Origin of the sequence: Parapedobacter lycopersici (genome assembly GCF_024643285.1) — a bacterium.
GTDB classification, from domain to species: Bacteria; Bacteroidota; Bacteroidia; order Sphingobacteriales; family Sphingobacteriaceae; genus Parapedobacter; species Parapedobacter lycopersici.
Window position 1 is genome coordinate 1 of sequence record NZ_JAMSLW010000009.1, and the last position, 16,712, is coordinate 16,712.

Genomic DNA, 16,712 nt, shown 5'->3' on the forward strand with positions numbered 1-16,712 from the left:
ATTCCGCGTGCTCCCCGTCTCAAGCGTCCCGTCGTATACCAGCCGACTGTCCGCGTTCAGCCAAACCTTCGTCCCGTCAGGAAGAACCAGCTGCTTGCGAACACCACGCTCCGAAACAATCTCGATCTGATCCGGAACAGCATCCGCAGAATCACGCAGAAACCACCACCCAAACCCCAAAACAAGTACAAGAACAATCACCAGCACAGCCGGCCGGAAAACACCGTATCCCCGCGAAACACCCCCCTCCGAAAAATCAAGCGCCCCCGAATGACGCTCCAGGTGCCGCGAATAATAATCCCCGCCGGCGCCGGCTGTACCTCCGCCGAACTGCCAAAGCTCCCGGACAAACTCCTCGTAATAAACCCCGTCCGGGTGCGACAACAGCAGCTCCGAAAGCTCCCTGTCCTCCGAAGCACTCAGCTCTCCTGCTGCCCTGCGTGCCAGCAATGCAACGATCCTTTTCTCATCCATAAAATTTAAAAGACACCCCCTCGGCTTATAATTATAATTCGGGCCTTTGTATATATGACAATAATTAGCCGGAAATTCCCTAATGGAAATTGGTATTTTTTTATGCTGATCCATCGAATCGGCGGCACTACTGCCTGAAATGCCGATATAAAAAGGCCGCATGCAAGGAGGCTGCCTCACATTGCGGACCTTTTTTCAACCCTAACGTATAAAATAATGACAACAGCGGGAGGTACAGCGCAGCAGCTGCGCCCCCCGCAGGTAAACGGTCCTTAGCGCCGGGGACGCAGGTACTTTTCGATATCCTCTTTGCTTACCGTCAATTCGGACGGATATTCCGCAACCCAGGCCCTGAACTCGTCCTTGATCTTGTCGCTCCAGTCCCCATGAATTTCACCCGAAGGGTATTTCGACTGGCGGAGTAAAAACCGTTCGAATTCGTCGCGCAAAGCCGTCAATTCGGAAGACACGACCAGCCCGGCCACCAGGTGGGCGGGAATGAACACCACGCCGTAGTCATTGGCAAATACCACGTCGCCCGGGAATACCGTCGCCTCGCCGACACGGATTGGCGCATTGATGGAAATCGGCGTCATGTCTTTAATGTACGACGGATCGTGGCCCTTGATCCAGGCATTGAACCCTTCGGTTTCCTTCAGTTCCTGCATATCACGGATCGAACCGTCAAAGACCACGCCTTTGCCCGTTTTGCCATAGATGGCATTGCCCAGGCTCGAACCGATCAATGTACCATCCTTTACCTTACCAAAACCATCGGCCACATAAACATCGCCCTTCGTCAGGATATCAATCGGCCAGATGTTAATCCCGCCGCTCTGCGACCGGCCCTCGGCCTTTCCCTCGGCTTTTACGAGGCTGTCCAGGTCGGGCCGTGCAGGCACAAACCGGGCCGTCACCACCCGGCCGACCATCGTTTCGCCGGGATTCAGCATCAGCCAGTCTTTTGCTACCTGGTTACGGTAGCCTCTTGCGCCAAGATACCCCCAGATCTGTTCCAGTGTACATTTTTCCAGGCGTTGGAGCATGACATCCGGCACATGGGGCCGGCCATCGGCAAAACGCTCACCCTGCCATTGCGAGGTAAGCGACTGGATATATTCAGGGGAGGCGCCGACACCAGGCCGCTGCCCAAACAGGCTGCCTGAAACAAGGATTGCGGTAATCAGTAAAATGAGATTTTTCATGGGTTATATAATTTGTTAAAAAGATTGGTTTCTGCAATAATCGGCTTTTCTATTTACCTCCCGGGGCGTTATCCGACAGGGCAAATGCCACGTAGGTTCCGCCCGGTTTGAGTCCGTACTTGGTTCCACCTGCCGCAATGACCACGTATTGCGTGCCATTGACTTCGTAAGTCGCCGGGGTGGCAAAACCGCCGGCCGGCAGCCGGTACTCCCAGAGCACTTCTCCGGTACTTTTATCAAACGCCCGGAACAGCTCATCCTGCGTGGCTCCGATGAACAGCAGTCCGCCCGCCGTTACAATGGGGCCGCCGTGGTTTTCCGTACCCGTTGGCGGAATACCCTGTTCTTTCAGCTCCGGAAATTCACCCAACGGCACCTTCCATAGATATTCCCCGGTATTTAAGTCTACCGCATTGAGCGTACCCCAGGGTGGCTTTACACCGGGATACCCATCAGGCGTGCGGAACTGTACCTGCCCGTTATTCACCCAGGGTGCCACATAAGGGAAATTCGAGCTGTCGGCAGCTGCCGACAATTCATTCGCGTTATGCAAATCTACCTTTTCATCCGTGTGGAACAAATAGCTGAGTATCGCATTCTTCCGGAATTCCGGAAGGTGCTTGAACGAAGGCATCATGCCGCTGCCTGCTTCGATGACCTGCAACGCCGCTTCGCGGTCCATCCGCTTGCCGATATCAGCCAGTGCCGGATACCGGGTTCCGCTCCCTTTCAGGTCGGCCCCGTGGCACGAGGCACAGTTGGTCATGTAAAGCGCCTCGCCGCGCGCGGCCAGGGATTTTTCCCGTTCGCGGAGACTGGTAGAAAGGTCCATCATACGCAGGTCCCAGGGCATCTCATTGGAATTAACATAAAAGACACCCTCCGGATCGGCCGCTGTGCCACCCCATTCCGCACCGCCGCCGATGTGGAACACCAGGGTGCCCTCGATACTTGGCGGAATATACTTATTTCCCGAGCGGGTTTCAAGAAAACGTTTCCGCACGGCGTCATATGCCCCCGGTGTCAGGTCATTGATATCCTCCTCCTTGAAATACTGGCGGGCAAAGGGTTCGGGCTTCAGCGGATAGGGCTGCGTAGGCCAGGGTGCCTCACCGGGAACGGCTCCATCCAGCGGAACAGGACGTTCCTCCACGGGAAACAGCGGCTCCCCGGTGTCGCGGTCCAGCACATAGATCAGTCCGTCTTTAGTGGCCTGCGCCACGGCAGCTATCCGTTTTCCATCGTGGTTCACGGTAATCAGGTTCGGCGGGTTTGGAATATCCCGATCCCAGAGGTCGTGATGGATCGTCTGGAAATGCCATTTCCGTTTGCCCGTTTCGGCATCCAGCGCAAGGATACAATTGCCAAACAGGTTCTCCCCATGCCGGCCCCCGCCGTAGAAATCCGTAGCGGGTGAACCGGTACCCAGGAATACCGTGCCCCGTTGGGCGTCCAATACCATGCCCGACCAGTTGTTGGCGCCGCCCATATACTTGTAGGCGTTCTCCGGCCAGGTTTCGTACCCGTATTCCCCCGGCTGGGGGATGGTATGGAAAACCCAGCGCATTTCGCCCGTGCGGATATCAAATGCCCGCACGTGCCCGGGTAATGCATCGCCGAATTCCGACACCCGTGACCCCATAATCAGCAGGTCCTTATAAACCGCACCGGGAGTTGTCGCAATGGCCATCAACCCGCTGATATCATGGTCAAGGTTCGTGTCCAGCCCCACATACAGACTAACCCTGCCCCCCGTTCCGAAGCCTTCGACCGGTGTGCCTGTTTTCGCATCCAATGCAAACAAGGAAGACCCGGCAGTATACAGGATCCGTTCATCATCACCGTCGCGCCAGTAGCTGACGCCCCGGTTTTGGTGGTACTGCGGATCCAGGTCTTCAAAGGGATCGAACTTCCATAGCTCTTCCCCCGTGTCCGCTTTGATGGCGAAGGCTTTCAGCTGCGGCGTTGTACCGTACAATATGCCATCAACAATAATGGGTTGGCACTGGATTTCATACCCCCGTTCGGATGAATTGTTATTTTCCCCGGTATCATACGTCCAGGCCACTTCCAGATAGCCCACGTTATTTTTATTAATCTGGGTAAGCGGCGAATAGCGGTTACCTGCATTATTGCCCCCGTAAACGGGCCAGTTTTCACCTGTCTTTTCATTTCTTTGTTCGTTTGAATCGGCGCACCCCATCGCAAGCAGAACTGCGGCCGTCAGTAATTTTGAAATCCCTTTTATTAATTGCATTGCTTATTTCCCGTTTGTCTGCTAAACCCTATTTGTATCCGTCGTTCTGTTCCAGTTTTGAATTTGCACCGATGGCCGTGATCGGAATGGGCATTAGCTCATGGCCGGGCGGAATGGTAATGCCGTAATGTGTCTTTACGAATTTGGAGGCTTCTCCCTCCCCCTGCCGCCTGATGTAAAAGAACACCCCGTACTCCCCACCGAGCTCGTGACGGTACTCATTGGTTACCGCAGTCATAAAATCACCGCCCACAGGGCCGAGGTTAGCCCGGTCGCGGATGATATTATTCACGATATTCCAGGCTTCCCCTTCGTTCCCGCTTTTGAAAAGCGCCTCCGCCTTCGACAGCAGGATGCCGCCATACCGCATCAGGATCTGGTTAAATGAGCTGTACTGGTACGCATTCTGCCCGGGTTCACCGGCCCGGCCGTTGACATACGGATCCCGCCAGGTTTTAACCGAAAAGTAACCCGACCGCTGCCCGTCCTGGCCTTTCCAGGGCTTGTCAGCGGTTCCCACGGTATTGATGCCGCCATACCGGGCAATGACATTGGGGTATTCCGAGATATTGATCTTTGGATCCGGATGGGTTTCCCCCGGCCCGATTACCGTAGCCCGCCGCCGTTCATCACCTGCTTCGAAGGAAGTATAATATTTGGGATGTACATAGGAATAACCCATCGTGGTGATCTCCTCCGGCATACAGAACGCCGACAGCCACTGGGTGTCATTGGTCGGGTTATTCATGTTTGCCGATTCGATATACTGAATGGAAAAAATGACCTCCGGACCGTTTTGATTATCGAAATCATGGATGTCCATAAAATCCGGTTCCAGCTGGTAATGACCTTCCAGCATATCGAATGCATCCACGGCTTCATCGTATTGCCCGAGCCACATCAGGGCGTCGCCCAGGTAAGCATATGCCGCACCCTTTGTGGCGCGTCCCACATCTGCCAGCGCCATTTCGGATGGCCACTGCAACAGGCCTGCGGCCGTAGTCATGTCATTGACTACCGAAGTAAACACTTCTTCCTGTGTATTCCGGGGATGCCGGCCATCGTCGGTAACGAGTTCAAGCTCCAGCGGAACACCGCCGAACACGGTAGCCATGTAATAATAAAATACGCCGCGCAGAAAATACGCTTCCCCGGTTAAGCGGCCCGCCAGCTCAGCGGTAATTACGCCGTCGTTTTTCATCCGTTCCAGGATCTGTATGGCCGAATTGGCCCGGGCAATGCCCTGATAGGAACGCTCCCAGAATACACGGAGCGCGTCGAATGAGGTAGGGATCTCATAGGTAGCAAAAAAGCTGTCCGATCCCCAGTTTTGATAATCCTGGGTCAGGAAGTTCGCCTGGTACCAAATGGATTTGATCAGAAAATCGTTATTGTGGAAGGTGTCATAAATTCCCGCGACCAGTTTCAGTGCGTCCTCGGCGGTTTTAAACAACGATCCTTCGGTGGCTTCCCGGGTGTTCTGCTGCTCCAGAAAATCCTTGCCACAGCCCGTTGGCAGCAGTAAAGCAATGGCCAGTGCCAGTATGCAGATATATCGATTTATTTTTTTCATAATACTTGATATTTCACTGAATAACTACAATAAGCGGATGCATTTAAAAGCCGACATTCAGGCCCAGTGTAAAAAACTGGCTGGTGGGATAATTACCCAGGTCTACGCCGGTTGCATTCGCGTTATTCCCGCTTGCTGCCCCAATATTGCCGATTTCCGGATCCAGGCCCGAGTAATTAGTCAGCGTAAACAGGTTCTGTGCACTCACATAAATCCGCAGCCGGCTCATGCGAATGGATTTCGCAATGGTCTCGGGCAGTGTATAACCTACCTGCACGTTCTTCAGCCGGGCAAAGCTCCCGTCTTCCACATAGGCGTCCGAAACCCGGTTATTCCCGTTCTGGTCGTACGCGACCAGCCGGGGATAGGTTGTGGAATGGTTCTCCGATGTCCAGTGGTTATTGTAAAAATCTGTCCCAAAATTCTGAAGCCCCACGCCTGCGGCGGCATCAAAGTTTTCCAGGTTTCTCCGTGAATAATTTAAAATTTCATTTCCGATCGAAGCGTATACGAATACACTGAAATCAAATTGCTTATACGATCCGTCAAAGGTGATACCGCCGAAGAATTTCGGCAATGGATTACCGATAATCATGCGGTCGTCGTCGGTGATGCGCCCGTCGCCGTTCAGGTCTACGAATTTCCGGTCGCCCGGCGAAGTCGTGGACACCTGGTAATAGGCGCCCTCGCCATAGCGTTCCACGGCGGCGGCATTCAGCGCATCGATTTCCGTGCGGTCCTGGAAAATACCATCGGTCTTAAAGCCATAAAACGCCCCGATAACACCCCCAACCTGCGACAGGCTGTACTGTGTCCATTGGTTTCCCCCATAATTCCGGAAGCCGAGCTGATTTTGGTTGTACATCTGGGTAAGTCCTTCCGCATAGCTGTTGATCTTATTTTTGATGGTCGACCCGTTGATTCCGATACTCCATTTGAACGGATGCTGGTCGCTCCGGTACTGGATGGCCAGTTCCACCCCTTCGTTCTGCATTTCACCGACATTGCGCTGTGCCGCAGCGAAGCCGGTCTGTGCAGGCACATCCACATTCAGCAAGAAGTCCGACGACACCCTTTTGTAGTAGTCCGCAGTAAAATGAACATGGTTGTTAAACAGGGAAAGGTCGAGTCCGATATCCGTCTGCGTATTTTTTTCCCAGGTCAGGTTCGGGTTCGGCAATGCATCCAGCACGAGACCGGGATAGTATGCCTTATCCCGGCCGAAGACATACCCGCGGTTGTCGTTGGCCGACGGCCCCGGGGTATATGGCCCCTGATAGGCAAAGAGCGGTACATCCTGGTTACCGGCCTTACCCCAGCTCGCCCTTAACTTGAGGTCGCTGATGGCTTCCACGTCGCGGAGGAACGCTTCTTCCTTAAGCCGCCACGCAACGGACAGCGAAGGGAAAATCCCCCATTTCTGGCCGTCACCGAACCGTGAAGAGCCGTCGCGGCGTATGGTACCGGTAAAAATATACCGATCCGCAAATTTATAGGTCAGCCGGCCAAACTGGGAGGCCAGCGACCACAGTTCGGTATACCCTGTGGTCGAATTGATCACGGTCAGGTTCCCGTTGCTGCCGCTGATCACGTCGTTACTGATGGAACCGTTCCCATTGACGCCCGACATGCGGAATTTATTCTGCTGTGCGGAGATCCCGCCGACCACATCGATGTTATGCCGCCCGAACGCCTTGGTGTAGGACAGCGTATTTTCCCACAGCCATTCCGCCGTGGTACTTACGCTTTGGTCAAAACTGGATAACGGTGCATTCAGGCTGCGGTCGTGCGCGGGATTAAACGTAAGCGATGAGAAATTGCTGGTATTGACCCCGAAATTTGTCTTTGCCTTCAATCCCGGCAACAGCGTAGCTTCGAGGGCAGCCGTCGTCAACAGGTAGTTGCTCGGCCGGTCTACCTGACGCTGTTCCAGGTCGGCATACAGGTTTGTCTGGCCCGAGCCCGTCGCCTGCTGGCCCAGTGCATAATAACCATAAATGCCGTTCCCGTCCTTGATCTGATCCACACCCGGCCGGCCGGTCATCGTCGGGATCAGGAAAAGAAACGATCCCAGGTTGGCCGCACGTGCATCGCGGTTGCTGTGCGCGTACTTCACGCTTGTTGTCGCCTTCAGCCAGGTAAACGGTGTATAATCCAGGTTCAGGCCGGCATTATAGCGTTCGAAACCCGAAAACCGCACGATCCCGTCGTGTTTGAAATAACCGACGGAGAAGGCCGACTGCACCTGCGGACCGCCGCCGCGGAGGGCAAGGCTGTAATTCTGCCGCAGCCCCGTCTTGTAAAATGCATCCTGCCAGTCGATATTCCGGAATGACGATGCGGGGTTATCGATCCATTCCTGCAGCGCGTTGTACGCGTCGGTTTCCACCACCGTCTTCGCTGCGGTAACAAACTGTTCGGCCGTCATCATGCTGTAGCGTTCCGGTTCGGACTGAAAGGATGTATTGGCATCGATCGAGATTTGGACCCCGCCCTGATTGCTGCCCCGTTTTGTGGTAATGATGACCACGCCATTGGAGGCACGGTTACCGTAAATGGCCGCGGCGGAGGCATCTTTCAATACATCAATGGATTGGATGTCCGCCGGATTAATACTGGCAAGGCCGCCGGAAATCGGATAGCCATCCACCACATACAGCGGTGAGGTGTTGCCAAATGAACCCACTCCCCGGATCTGGACCGATATATTAGCCCCCGGCGAGCCGTCGTTGCTCATCACCTGCACACCCGCCGAACGGCCCTGAAGCGCCTGATCGACAGTAGTAACCGGCATTTTTTCAATGTCCTCGGCACTCACGGAACTTACCGAACCGGTAAGGTCGCTCTTTGTCGTCGTTCCGTAGCCGATGACCACCACCTCACTGAGGGCATATGCATCCTCTTCAAGCACAATGTCAATGGTCGTCTGGGCATTTACCGGAACTTCCTGCGTCAGGTAGCCCACATAAGACAGCACCAGCGTACCGTTTTCGGGCACATCAATGGCAAACTGGCCTTTGGCGTCCGTGGCAGTACCTCCGTCGATACCGGTTACCTTCACACTGACCCCGGCCAGCGGCTGTCCGTTCCCGTCACGGACCGTCCCCCGGACCGGATTCTGCCATGCGGCTTCCTCCCTGTCCAGGATCACGAACAGGCCGCTTTTCAATTCGCGGTATTGGAGTCCGCTGTTTTCCAGCAGCCGTGCCAGTACATCCAAAACGGGGGTGTTCCTGACTTCGATGCTGACCGGTTTGTCCAGTACTTCGCCCTCTTCACTGTACATCAGGCGGATTTTCCCTTTCTGTTCCAGTATCGGAAGCACCTTTTTCAATTGCATATCGTGGACGAGCAGATCGATTTTTTCTCCTTGAGAATACGTTTTTGCCGTTACGTTCCACGTTAATAACAAGGTAAGGATAACAGTGTAGTTCAATAAGTAAATCTTTCGTTTAACCAGCGTAAACAGTTGATGGTAAAGGACCGGTTGGTATAGTTCCTCTTTTTTCATAGTTTTGGTTATTATTGGTTACAGGAAATTCAGAAGGTGCGGTATGTACTTACCCCTTGAAGAATTTGGATGAGAAGTGTTCGCGCACTTCTCATTTTTAATACCGCGCCGAAATTGGCGACTATGTTTTACCGGCCTGCTTACTGATGGATTCCGCGAGTCCGCGCATATACCCGATCGCATAAAGCGTACCCAGCGTCATGTAACCGGGGCGTGTATTTTCCTCCCCGGCCATGGTAGGCACGTGATCGGGCCGGATGGTCCCCCTGAATCCGATATCGTGATAGGCCTTCATCGCTTCGTACATATCAATCTGTCCTTCATCATGGAAAGTTTCGGTAAATGCGGTACTCGGCAACACCCCACTGAGCTCCTGGACGTTTCGGAAATGGACAAAATTGATTTTGCCGTCATTTCCCCACCGCCTGATCAGGGCAGGTATATCCGCACCCATCAGGGCAAAATTGCCCTGGCACATGGTCAGTCCGCTATATTTACTCGGCACCAGGTTAAGCATCCTGTCAAAATTTTCGACCGTATTCATGATACGCGAAATACCCTGGATGCTATCTACCTGGGGATCGTCGGGATGCAGGGAGAGATTCATCCCGATTTTCTCTGCCTCCGGCACTACGGCTTTCAAGAAATATTCCAGCGTATCCCAAAGCGTTTCCTTCGATACCTCCCCATATTCCGTTAACGGCCGGTTCTTGATATCTTCATTATTGAAAGACGTTACCAGCGCACCTCCCCTTCCCGGACGGTCCATGGTGGTACGCGCCCAGCTGATTACCGGCATCCAGTTATAACAGATCACATCCACGTCGCCATGCTGTTTCAGGTTCTTCATGAACGTAATGAAATGCGCAATTTCCTCATCACGCCCCGGTAGCCCCAGTTTGGTCAGTGTTCCCAGGGAAGGGGGGCCTTCCACCACCGTCCATTTCATCCCCTCCTTTTCCCATGCGGCCTTGGTCGCTGCAATGGCTTTCGGATCCCATGGATCCAGTCCGTCGATACGCTGTACGCCGGATACGGCATGCAACACATCCATTTGCCGGGCGTAAGGGACGCGGGGAGACGTAGGCCCCATCATCAGGGCAAATTTCATTCCGGCGTCCCGTTCCACTTCTTTTGCTGCCTGCCTGGTTTCTGCATCAACACAGGCAGCATGCATCCCGCCCACAGACAACGCTGCGGCAAGCGACGCGCTTGTTTTGATAAAGGTTCTTCTGTTAGCTTTCATTTTATAGGATTATGGTGGCTATTTGCTGCTGCCGTCTAGTGAACCCACGGCCTGCATCATTGCCCTGGTATAGGCCACATTGTACGCCTCCGCCGCATATCCGCCCCCGTTGGGATAAAAATCAGGCACACCTGCCGGGTGTTCTTTGTCGTAGTCCAGCGCCCGCGGATGCTCCGGATAAACACCGAACTTGTACCCCAGTTTCATGACGCCGCGCATGACCTCAAACATGTTTACCTGGCCCTCATCCATAAAGACTTCCTGGTATTTTTCATAGGGTTTTTCCACGATTACGTTACGGTAGTGCATGTGGTTGATGCGATCGCGTGATCCGAGGTATTCCAGCACTTCCAGGGGATCTTCGCCCAGCTCGCGTGACACCCCGCAGTCGTAGGTCATTCCGTTAGCCGGACTATCCACGATAGAGATCAGGCGTTTCCAGTCTTCAAACCGGGCCATGATCTGTTCGTGGCCGTGGGCAATGGGAATCGGCGGGTCATTCGGATGCAATGCCATCCGCACACCGGCTTCCTCCGCTACGGGAATCACGGCATTCAGAAAATAAGTGAGGTTATCCCACAGCATTTCGGCCGTCTGTGGTTCGGGATCGCTGGGTATGTCCGCCGCCCGGGCGTAATCGAACGCCGTAATCCCCGCCCCGCCACGGCCTTCTACCCCATAGTAACCGGCCATTAACCGATGCGCATAGAAATTATATTCCACCACGGGAAGCCCCGCCTGGCCCGCAGCCCGCAGGGAGTCCTGAATATGCTTGATTTCCTCATCGCGTCCCTCCCGGCCATAGATCGTATTGGGATGGCCGCCGATCATCATATTGATCACGGTCAGTCCCGCCGCCTTGAAACGGTCCATAATACCGCGCAGTCCCTCCACCGTCCAGGGAATCGGCGGCCCGCCCATCAACACATGGTCTACGCCCAATTGCTTTATTTTCCGCATTTCGGCCGCTGTCGCGTTCGACGAACATCCCAGGCACATCTTTGGTGCGTCAGGACCTGCAATTACCGGCCATTCGACAGGCGCACCGGCGGTGGACGCCGCGTGATCACCTGTTCCGGAAGGCGCGCAGGAGCTCAGTCCCGCTACCGACAGCGCAGCCGCCATCGATGCCCCTTTCTTGATAAATTCTCTTCGGTTGTCTTTCATTGGAATAGTTGTTTATAATTGGTAATGAAGCTGTCATGATTAATCATCATTCGCTGTGAATGTTGTAAATCACGACGGTTTCACGGCTATTGAATTTCAGTGTTCATCTTAAAAGATGGTCTTGCCTGGGCCTTGCCCAGGACAAGCCATCCCCAACTAACTAACTACTAACTAATTCTTTAATCCACGTCCCACCAAACAGGTGTCGTATATAAGTCCGGCCCCTGGTTGGCAACGGCGGCATTGTAATTTTCGGTATTCAGTGTGGCCTCATCAATCGGGTAACGCAGGCGGAGCATGTGTGTTCCGCCGGTAAAATTACCCGGGTAATTGGTTGGCACCAGGTCCGGATAACCCGTACGGCGCCAGGTAGAAAATGCTTCAAAATTATCATAATACATAAAATGCGCTAACCAGAACTGTGTATAGATCTGCTCCATCTGCGCATCAAAAGAACCGCCCGTATTCAGCGCATGCGCGGCCAGGTACGTGTCAATGGCCGATTGGGAAATCACGCTGCTTCCACCCGACAGCGTAACGACGGGGTATAAGCTGGTCGACTGCATATTGGCGGCAATGGCTTTGTTGTAGTGTTCCGCTGCGGTACCGGGGCCCCAGCCCCGCAGTGCGGCTTCGGCCAGCAGGAATTCCACCTCGGAGTAGGTCAGTATCATGGACGGCGCATCCAGACTGGCGAGGGTTGCCGTATTCGGCTCCGAAAACTCCACAAGCATATCGTTGCTGAAACCGGGAATCGCATCCGAAATCGAATTGGCATCGTACCCATTGGGCAGCCCCCGTTGTATGGCCGGGTTGGTGGTGGCCGGGAGCTTCGCGGTCTGCTGGGAAAGAATATTGCCCTCCCACAGCGTTGCATAAAATGGCAGCCGTGGGTCGTTCCCCTCCTGAAGGGCGTCAATTAATGTCTTGGCCAGCTTCACCGGGCCCTTGCCTGCATTGGACTCGGGCAGGCTTTCCCGTTTTAATTCAAAGGCGTCCCAATTCTGTGTATTGCCATTGCCTGCGGTATGGTCTACTTTGGCAATGTCGTCGTTACTGGTCATCACTCCTCCGGCGATCGCCTTTTCCACCCACTGCCGGGAGAGTGCCGGATCCACCTGGGTCAGCCGCATGCCCAGCCTTAGCATCAGCGAATAACCAAATGTTTTCCATTTACCCGTATTGCCCTCGTAAAGTACATCGTTGATTCCGAACGTCGGTTTCGATGGGTCCAGCTGGTTAATCGCGGTTTCCAGTTTAGCCAGCATATCGGGGTAAATATCCGATTGCTTGTCGTATTTGGGCTTGTGAACCTGATTGATATATCCCTGGCCGGCTTCGGTGTAAGGCACATCGCCATATATATCGGTGACCCGGTGCAGCACATAAACCCGCCAGATGCTGGCCATGGCGTGGTGGTTGACCAGCTCCGGATTTCCTTCCGTGAAGGCGATGGCCTCCTGCAGCTCGGGCAGGTGGGAGTTGTAAATCTCAAAAAAGAGATCGCCGAACTGGCCGTTTTCAAAATTCTTGTCACCGGACCAGTTGGTTCCCAGCGAGGCCATGTACTGCATGGTACCCGCAAAGTACTTGATATTGGTCCGGTTCCGGTCGTTGGTTCCCGTACCTGCCGTACGGACGATGCTGGTCGTAAACAGATTTCCGATAACCGGTTCCGTATAGGCATTCGGGTTTCGGTTCATGTCTTCAAACCCTTTGTCGCACGACGCGAGCAGCAGCACAGCTAAACTTCCCAGCATCAGCGCTGAGCTTATTTTTTTTATAGTGTATTTCATGGTCGTTTTGTTGAGCGTCATTCCTTTTTCTCGTTAGAACCTGACTGATAAATTCAACCCATAGCTGCGCACCGTCGGCAAGCCGAAGTTTTCCAGCCCCTGGGCATTTCCATTGCTGTAGCTCGATTCCGGATCGATATTCCGTGCCTTGTTCAACAGCAGAAACAGGTTGCGGGCCACAAATGAGATATTGGCTGCCTGAATGGGTGTTTTCTCCAGTAAACGGGCCGGCAGCGAATAACCCAGCGTAATGGAACGCAGCTTGATGAAATCGGCGTCGGTGACAAACTGGTCGGTCAGTGTCGACCAGATCGTCGAATAATAGGTCTGCGCGGTTACGGTGCCGGAATAGGGGTTGCCCTCCTGGTCGACCCCGGACACCTGCACGCCATTTTCCCTGACCCCGTTTTCCACCGTGCGCTTGTCCAGCCCGAACTGCGTGCCGTAAGCATTGGTAGCCGAGTAAATCGAACCGCCGAATTTTCCGTCGACCAGCACACTCATGTTAAAAGATTTGTAGCGGAAGCTATTGCTCAGCCCGAGTGTCAGCGGAGGCACACCCTGTCCTAAAATTTCCAGCGGCCCCTGAATCGGAATGCCCGTTGCGCTATTGTAAACGATTTCCCCGTTTTCGTTGCGGGCTGCCCGGTTCCCGGCGATTAATCCGAAAGGTTCACCTTCAAAATGGTAAACCCATCCATTCAGCGTCCGGGTGGTTGCACCGGGCAGGTACAGCGAGGTCAATCCATCGGCAATTTTCAGCACCGTGTTTTTATTATAGGCCATGTTTAAGGCGACATCCCAGTCAAAATTGGTCCTTTGCACCGGCGTACCCGTTAACAGCAATTCAATCCCGCGGTTTTGAATCTGCCCCACGTTCATGGCAACGCTGCCATAGCCGGATGAAATCGGTACGGACGCATTTACGATGTCATTGGTCGTCGTCCGGTCGTACACCGTCAGGTCCACGCCCAGCCGGCTATTGAAGATACGCCCCTCAACGCCGAATTCCGTGGTCGTCGACGTATAGGGCTTCAACGCGTTGGGAATGGTGCTTCCGTTGATGGTCATCAGTGTCGCACCGTTAATGTATTGCTGCGCGGAATTGCTATAGGTGAGGTCCAGCCCATAGGGGTCCGGCGCACCGCCGCCCACCTGCGCCCATGAACCCCGCAATTTCAGGAAGTTCAGCCATTCGGGGCGACTGCCCCAGGCATCCGATGCAACGAACGTCAGTCCCACCGACGGATAGAGCAAACTGTTATTGTCTGCTGCCAGCGTAGAAAACCAGTCCTGCCTTGCGGTCAGTGTCAGGTACAGGTAACCATTATAACCGATATCCGCGGAGCCGAAGAGAGAATTGATTGCCCGCTGGCTGTAATTCTGATTGAAATTCTGGGCGCTTCCGTTCCCGATGAAATACTGGAACGGCACGTTAAACTGGCCGCTGTTCAGGCCGATTCCCTGAATGGTGCTGCGCATCTGGTTACCGCCGACCAATGCATTGACCGAGAAACGGCCGAAGGTTTTATCCAGCCCCAGGATCACCTCGCCATTCACTTCCTGGCGATCGTTCTGGTTGGTCGACATCTGTCCGCGGTTATTAAAGGCAATACCGGACGGAATAATATCAAATGCATCAAAATTGAAACGGTCTATCCCCACCCGGCCCGATGCATACAGGTAATCTGTAAAATGGTAGCGGGCAACAAAAGAGCCCATGAACCGTTTACGGGTATCGCCGTTCCGCACTTTATTGATAACGAAATAGGGGTTTGTTACGTAGATATAATCACTCCAGACAAATTCGTTCCCCGTCGCCGGATCAAACCCGGGGGCCAGGGTACGCACATCAATACTGTTGGCCACCACCTGTACGCCGGTGTTCACGTTCCGGTCGAAATCGCCCGGGCGCGGGCGGTTCTTATTTTCCTGTATGCCGTACTGCGCCCGCCCCTCAAATGAGATCTTATCGGCCAGGTTGGCATTCACGCTTAAATTAAAGGTCTTCATGTTCAGGGAATTGTTGGGCACAATTCCCTTATTGTCGACATTCGCGGCCGAAAACCGGAAATTAACGGATTCATTGCCGCCCACCAGCGCCACCGTATTGCTGAACGTGCTGCCGGTATTATAGAAATTCCCTATGTTATCGGATTGGGCTACATAGGGCCGCTCCTGCCCGTCGGGTTGCATTACCATGGAACCGTCGAGCGGTGCGCCCCACGACATGCGCCCGTTGGCAATCGCCTCGGCCTGGGAGTCCGGCTTTTCGCCCCGCGTTCCGGCACCGTATTCATATTGCCAATCCAGCAGGTCGCGCGGGGTTTCGAGGGTATAGGTGGTATTGTATTCCACGCCGATCCCCTGGCGGGCCTGCCCCGACTTGGTCGTGATCAGGATCACCCCGTTGGCCGCGCGCGAGCCATAAAGCGCCGCAGCCGTACCGCCTTTCAATACGGAAATACTTTCAATATCATCCGGGTTGATGCTGGATAATCCGTCACCCCTATCGGTGCCGCCATAAGTGCCCGGCGAGCCCTGGTTTGAATTATCGATCGGGATACCGTTTACGACAATCAGCGGCTGGTTATCGCCATTCAGTGAGCCGTTACCGCGGATAACGATCCGCGTGGACCCACCTGGTCCGGTTGAGGTGCTCGTTGCATTAAGCCCTGCTACCCGGCCCGTCAGCGCATTTCCCAGGTTGATTTCCCGGGCTTTGGACAGGTCCTCTCCGGCCACCTCGGTTACCGAGTAACTCAGCGATTTCCGTTCCCGGGTAATGCCCAGCGCGGTGACGACCACCTCGCCCAGCGCCTGGGCGTCGCCCTCGAGGGTGACGGTGATCGATGCCTGTGCATTAACAGCCACTTCGCTGGTCTTATAGCCGATATACGAGAAGATAAGCGTGCCATCGGCAGGTGCCGCAATGGCAAAATTACCTGCTCCATCGGTGCTTGCCCCCCGCGTTGTTCCTTTTACCATCACGCTGACGCCCGTCAGCGGCTGTCCATCCGTATCCCGGACCACGCCGCGTACGGTAATGTCCTGCTGGACGGCCCTGTTCCTGACCACGACCAGGTTGTCATTCAGCTCACGGTATTCGAGGTTGGTGTTGGTTAGCAGCATGTCCAATACCGTCAGTACCGGGGTGTCCGTAACTTCCAGCGTAACCAATTTTTCGAGCGCGCCGCCTTCCTCGCTGTACATCAGCCGGATCTTCCCGCGCTCCTCCAGCATCGGAAAAACCAGCTTCAGCTTGACGTCCTCAACAGCCAGGTCAATCTTCTCCCCCTGGGAATAGCTCTTGGCCGTCACATTCAACGTCAATAGAAGCGTCAAAAGGACCGTTTGGTTTAACAAGAAAATAAATCGTTTAAATTGGCTAAAGAAGTGATTATAAAGAACTTGTTTGCATAGTTCTCTTTTCATAACTTTGGTTTTTATTGTTAGAAAATCGGATAAGGGTACCTTACCCAT

General features: G+C 54.1%; 9 protein-coding genes. All 9 read right to left on the reverse strand.

Going from position 1 to position 16,712, the window contains the following annotated elements:
- Positions 1 to 474, reverse strand: a 474-nt coding sequence (locus tag NEV57_RS15535) for a FecR family protein (RefSeq protein WP_257659270.1), incomplete at its 3' end; no start/stop codon positions are given.
- A gap of 272 nt (positions 475 to 746) precedes the next feature.
- The gene (locus NEV57_RS15540) at positions 747 to 1,679 is read right to left on the reverse strand and encodes an RraA family protein (RefSeq protein WP_257659271.1); all 933 of its coding nucleotides are present in this window, start codon (positions 1,677 to 1,679) and stop codon (positions 747 to 749) included.
- A 49-nt stretch (positions 1,680 to 1,728) separates the two neighbouring features.
- The gene (locus NEV57_RS15545) at positions 1,729 to 3,936 is read right to left on the reverse strand and encodes an outer membrane protein assembly factor BamB family protein (protein ID WP_257659272.1); all 2,208 of its coding nucleotides are present in this window, start codon (positions 3,934 to 3,936) and stop codon (positions 1,729 to 1,731) included.
- 28 nt (positions 3,937 to 3,964) lie between these two features.
- Positions 3,965 to 5,509 (reverse strand): RagB/SusD family nutrient uptake outer membrane protein, encoded by a 1,545-nt coding sequence (locus tag NEV57_RS15550; protein WP_257659273.1) that lies wholly within the window; start codon positions 5,507 to 5,509, stop codon positions 3,965 to 3,967.
- 43 nt (positions 5,510 to 5,552) lie between these two features.
- Positions 5,553 to 9,020: a SusC/RagA family TonB-linked outer membrane protein gene (locus NEV57_RS15555; protein ID WP_257659274.1), complete on the reverse strand. Its 3,468-nt coding sequence runs from the start codon at positions 9,018 to 9,020 to the stop codon at positions 5,553 to 5,555.
- A gap of 121 nt (positions 9,021 to 9,141) precedes the next feature.
- Positions 9,142 to 10,266 (reverse strand): mannonate dehydratase, encoded by a 1,125-nt coding sequence (locus tag NEV57_RS15560; RefSeq protein ID WP_257659275.1) that lies wholly within the window; start codon positions 10,264 to 10,266, stop codon positions 9,142 to 9,144.
- 18 nt (positions 10,267 to 10,284) lie between these two features.
- On the reverse strand, positions 10,285 to 11,433 hold the full coding sequence (locus NEV57_RS15565; RefSeq protein ID WP_257659276.1) for a mannonate dehydratase: 1,149 nt from the start codon (positions 11,431 to 11,433) through the stop codon (positions 10,285 to 10,287).
- Between the two features lie 179 nt (positions 11,434 to 11,612).
- Positions 11,613 to 13,229 carry a SusD/RagB family nutrient-binding outer membrane lipoprotein gene (locus NEV57_RS15570; protein ID WP_257659277.1) on the reverse strand — a complete coding sequence of 539 codons (1,617 nt, stop codon included), beginning with the start codon at positions 13,227 to 13,229 and terminating at the stop codon, positions 11,613 to 11,615.
- Positions 13,230 to 13,262: 33 nt separating this feature from the next.
- Positions 13,263 to 16,574 (reverse strand): SusC/RagA family TonB-linked outer membrane protein, encoded by a 3,312-nt coding sequence (locus NEV57_RS15575; RefSeq protein ID WP_257659278.1) that lies wholly within the window; start codon positions 16,572 to 16,574, stop codon positions 13,263 to 13,265.
- Positions 16,575 to 16,712: the final 138 nt, after the last annotated feature.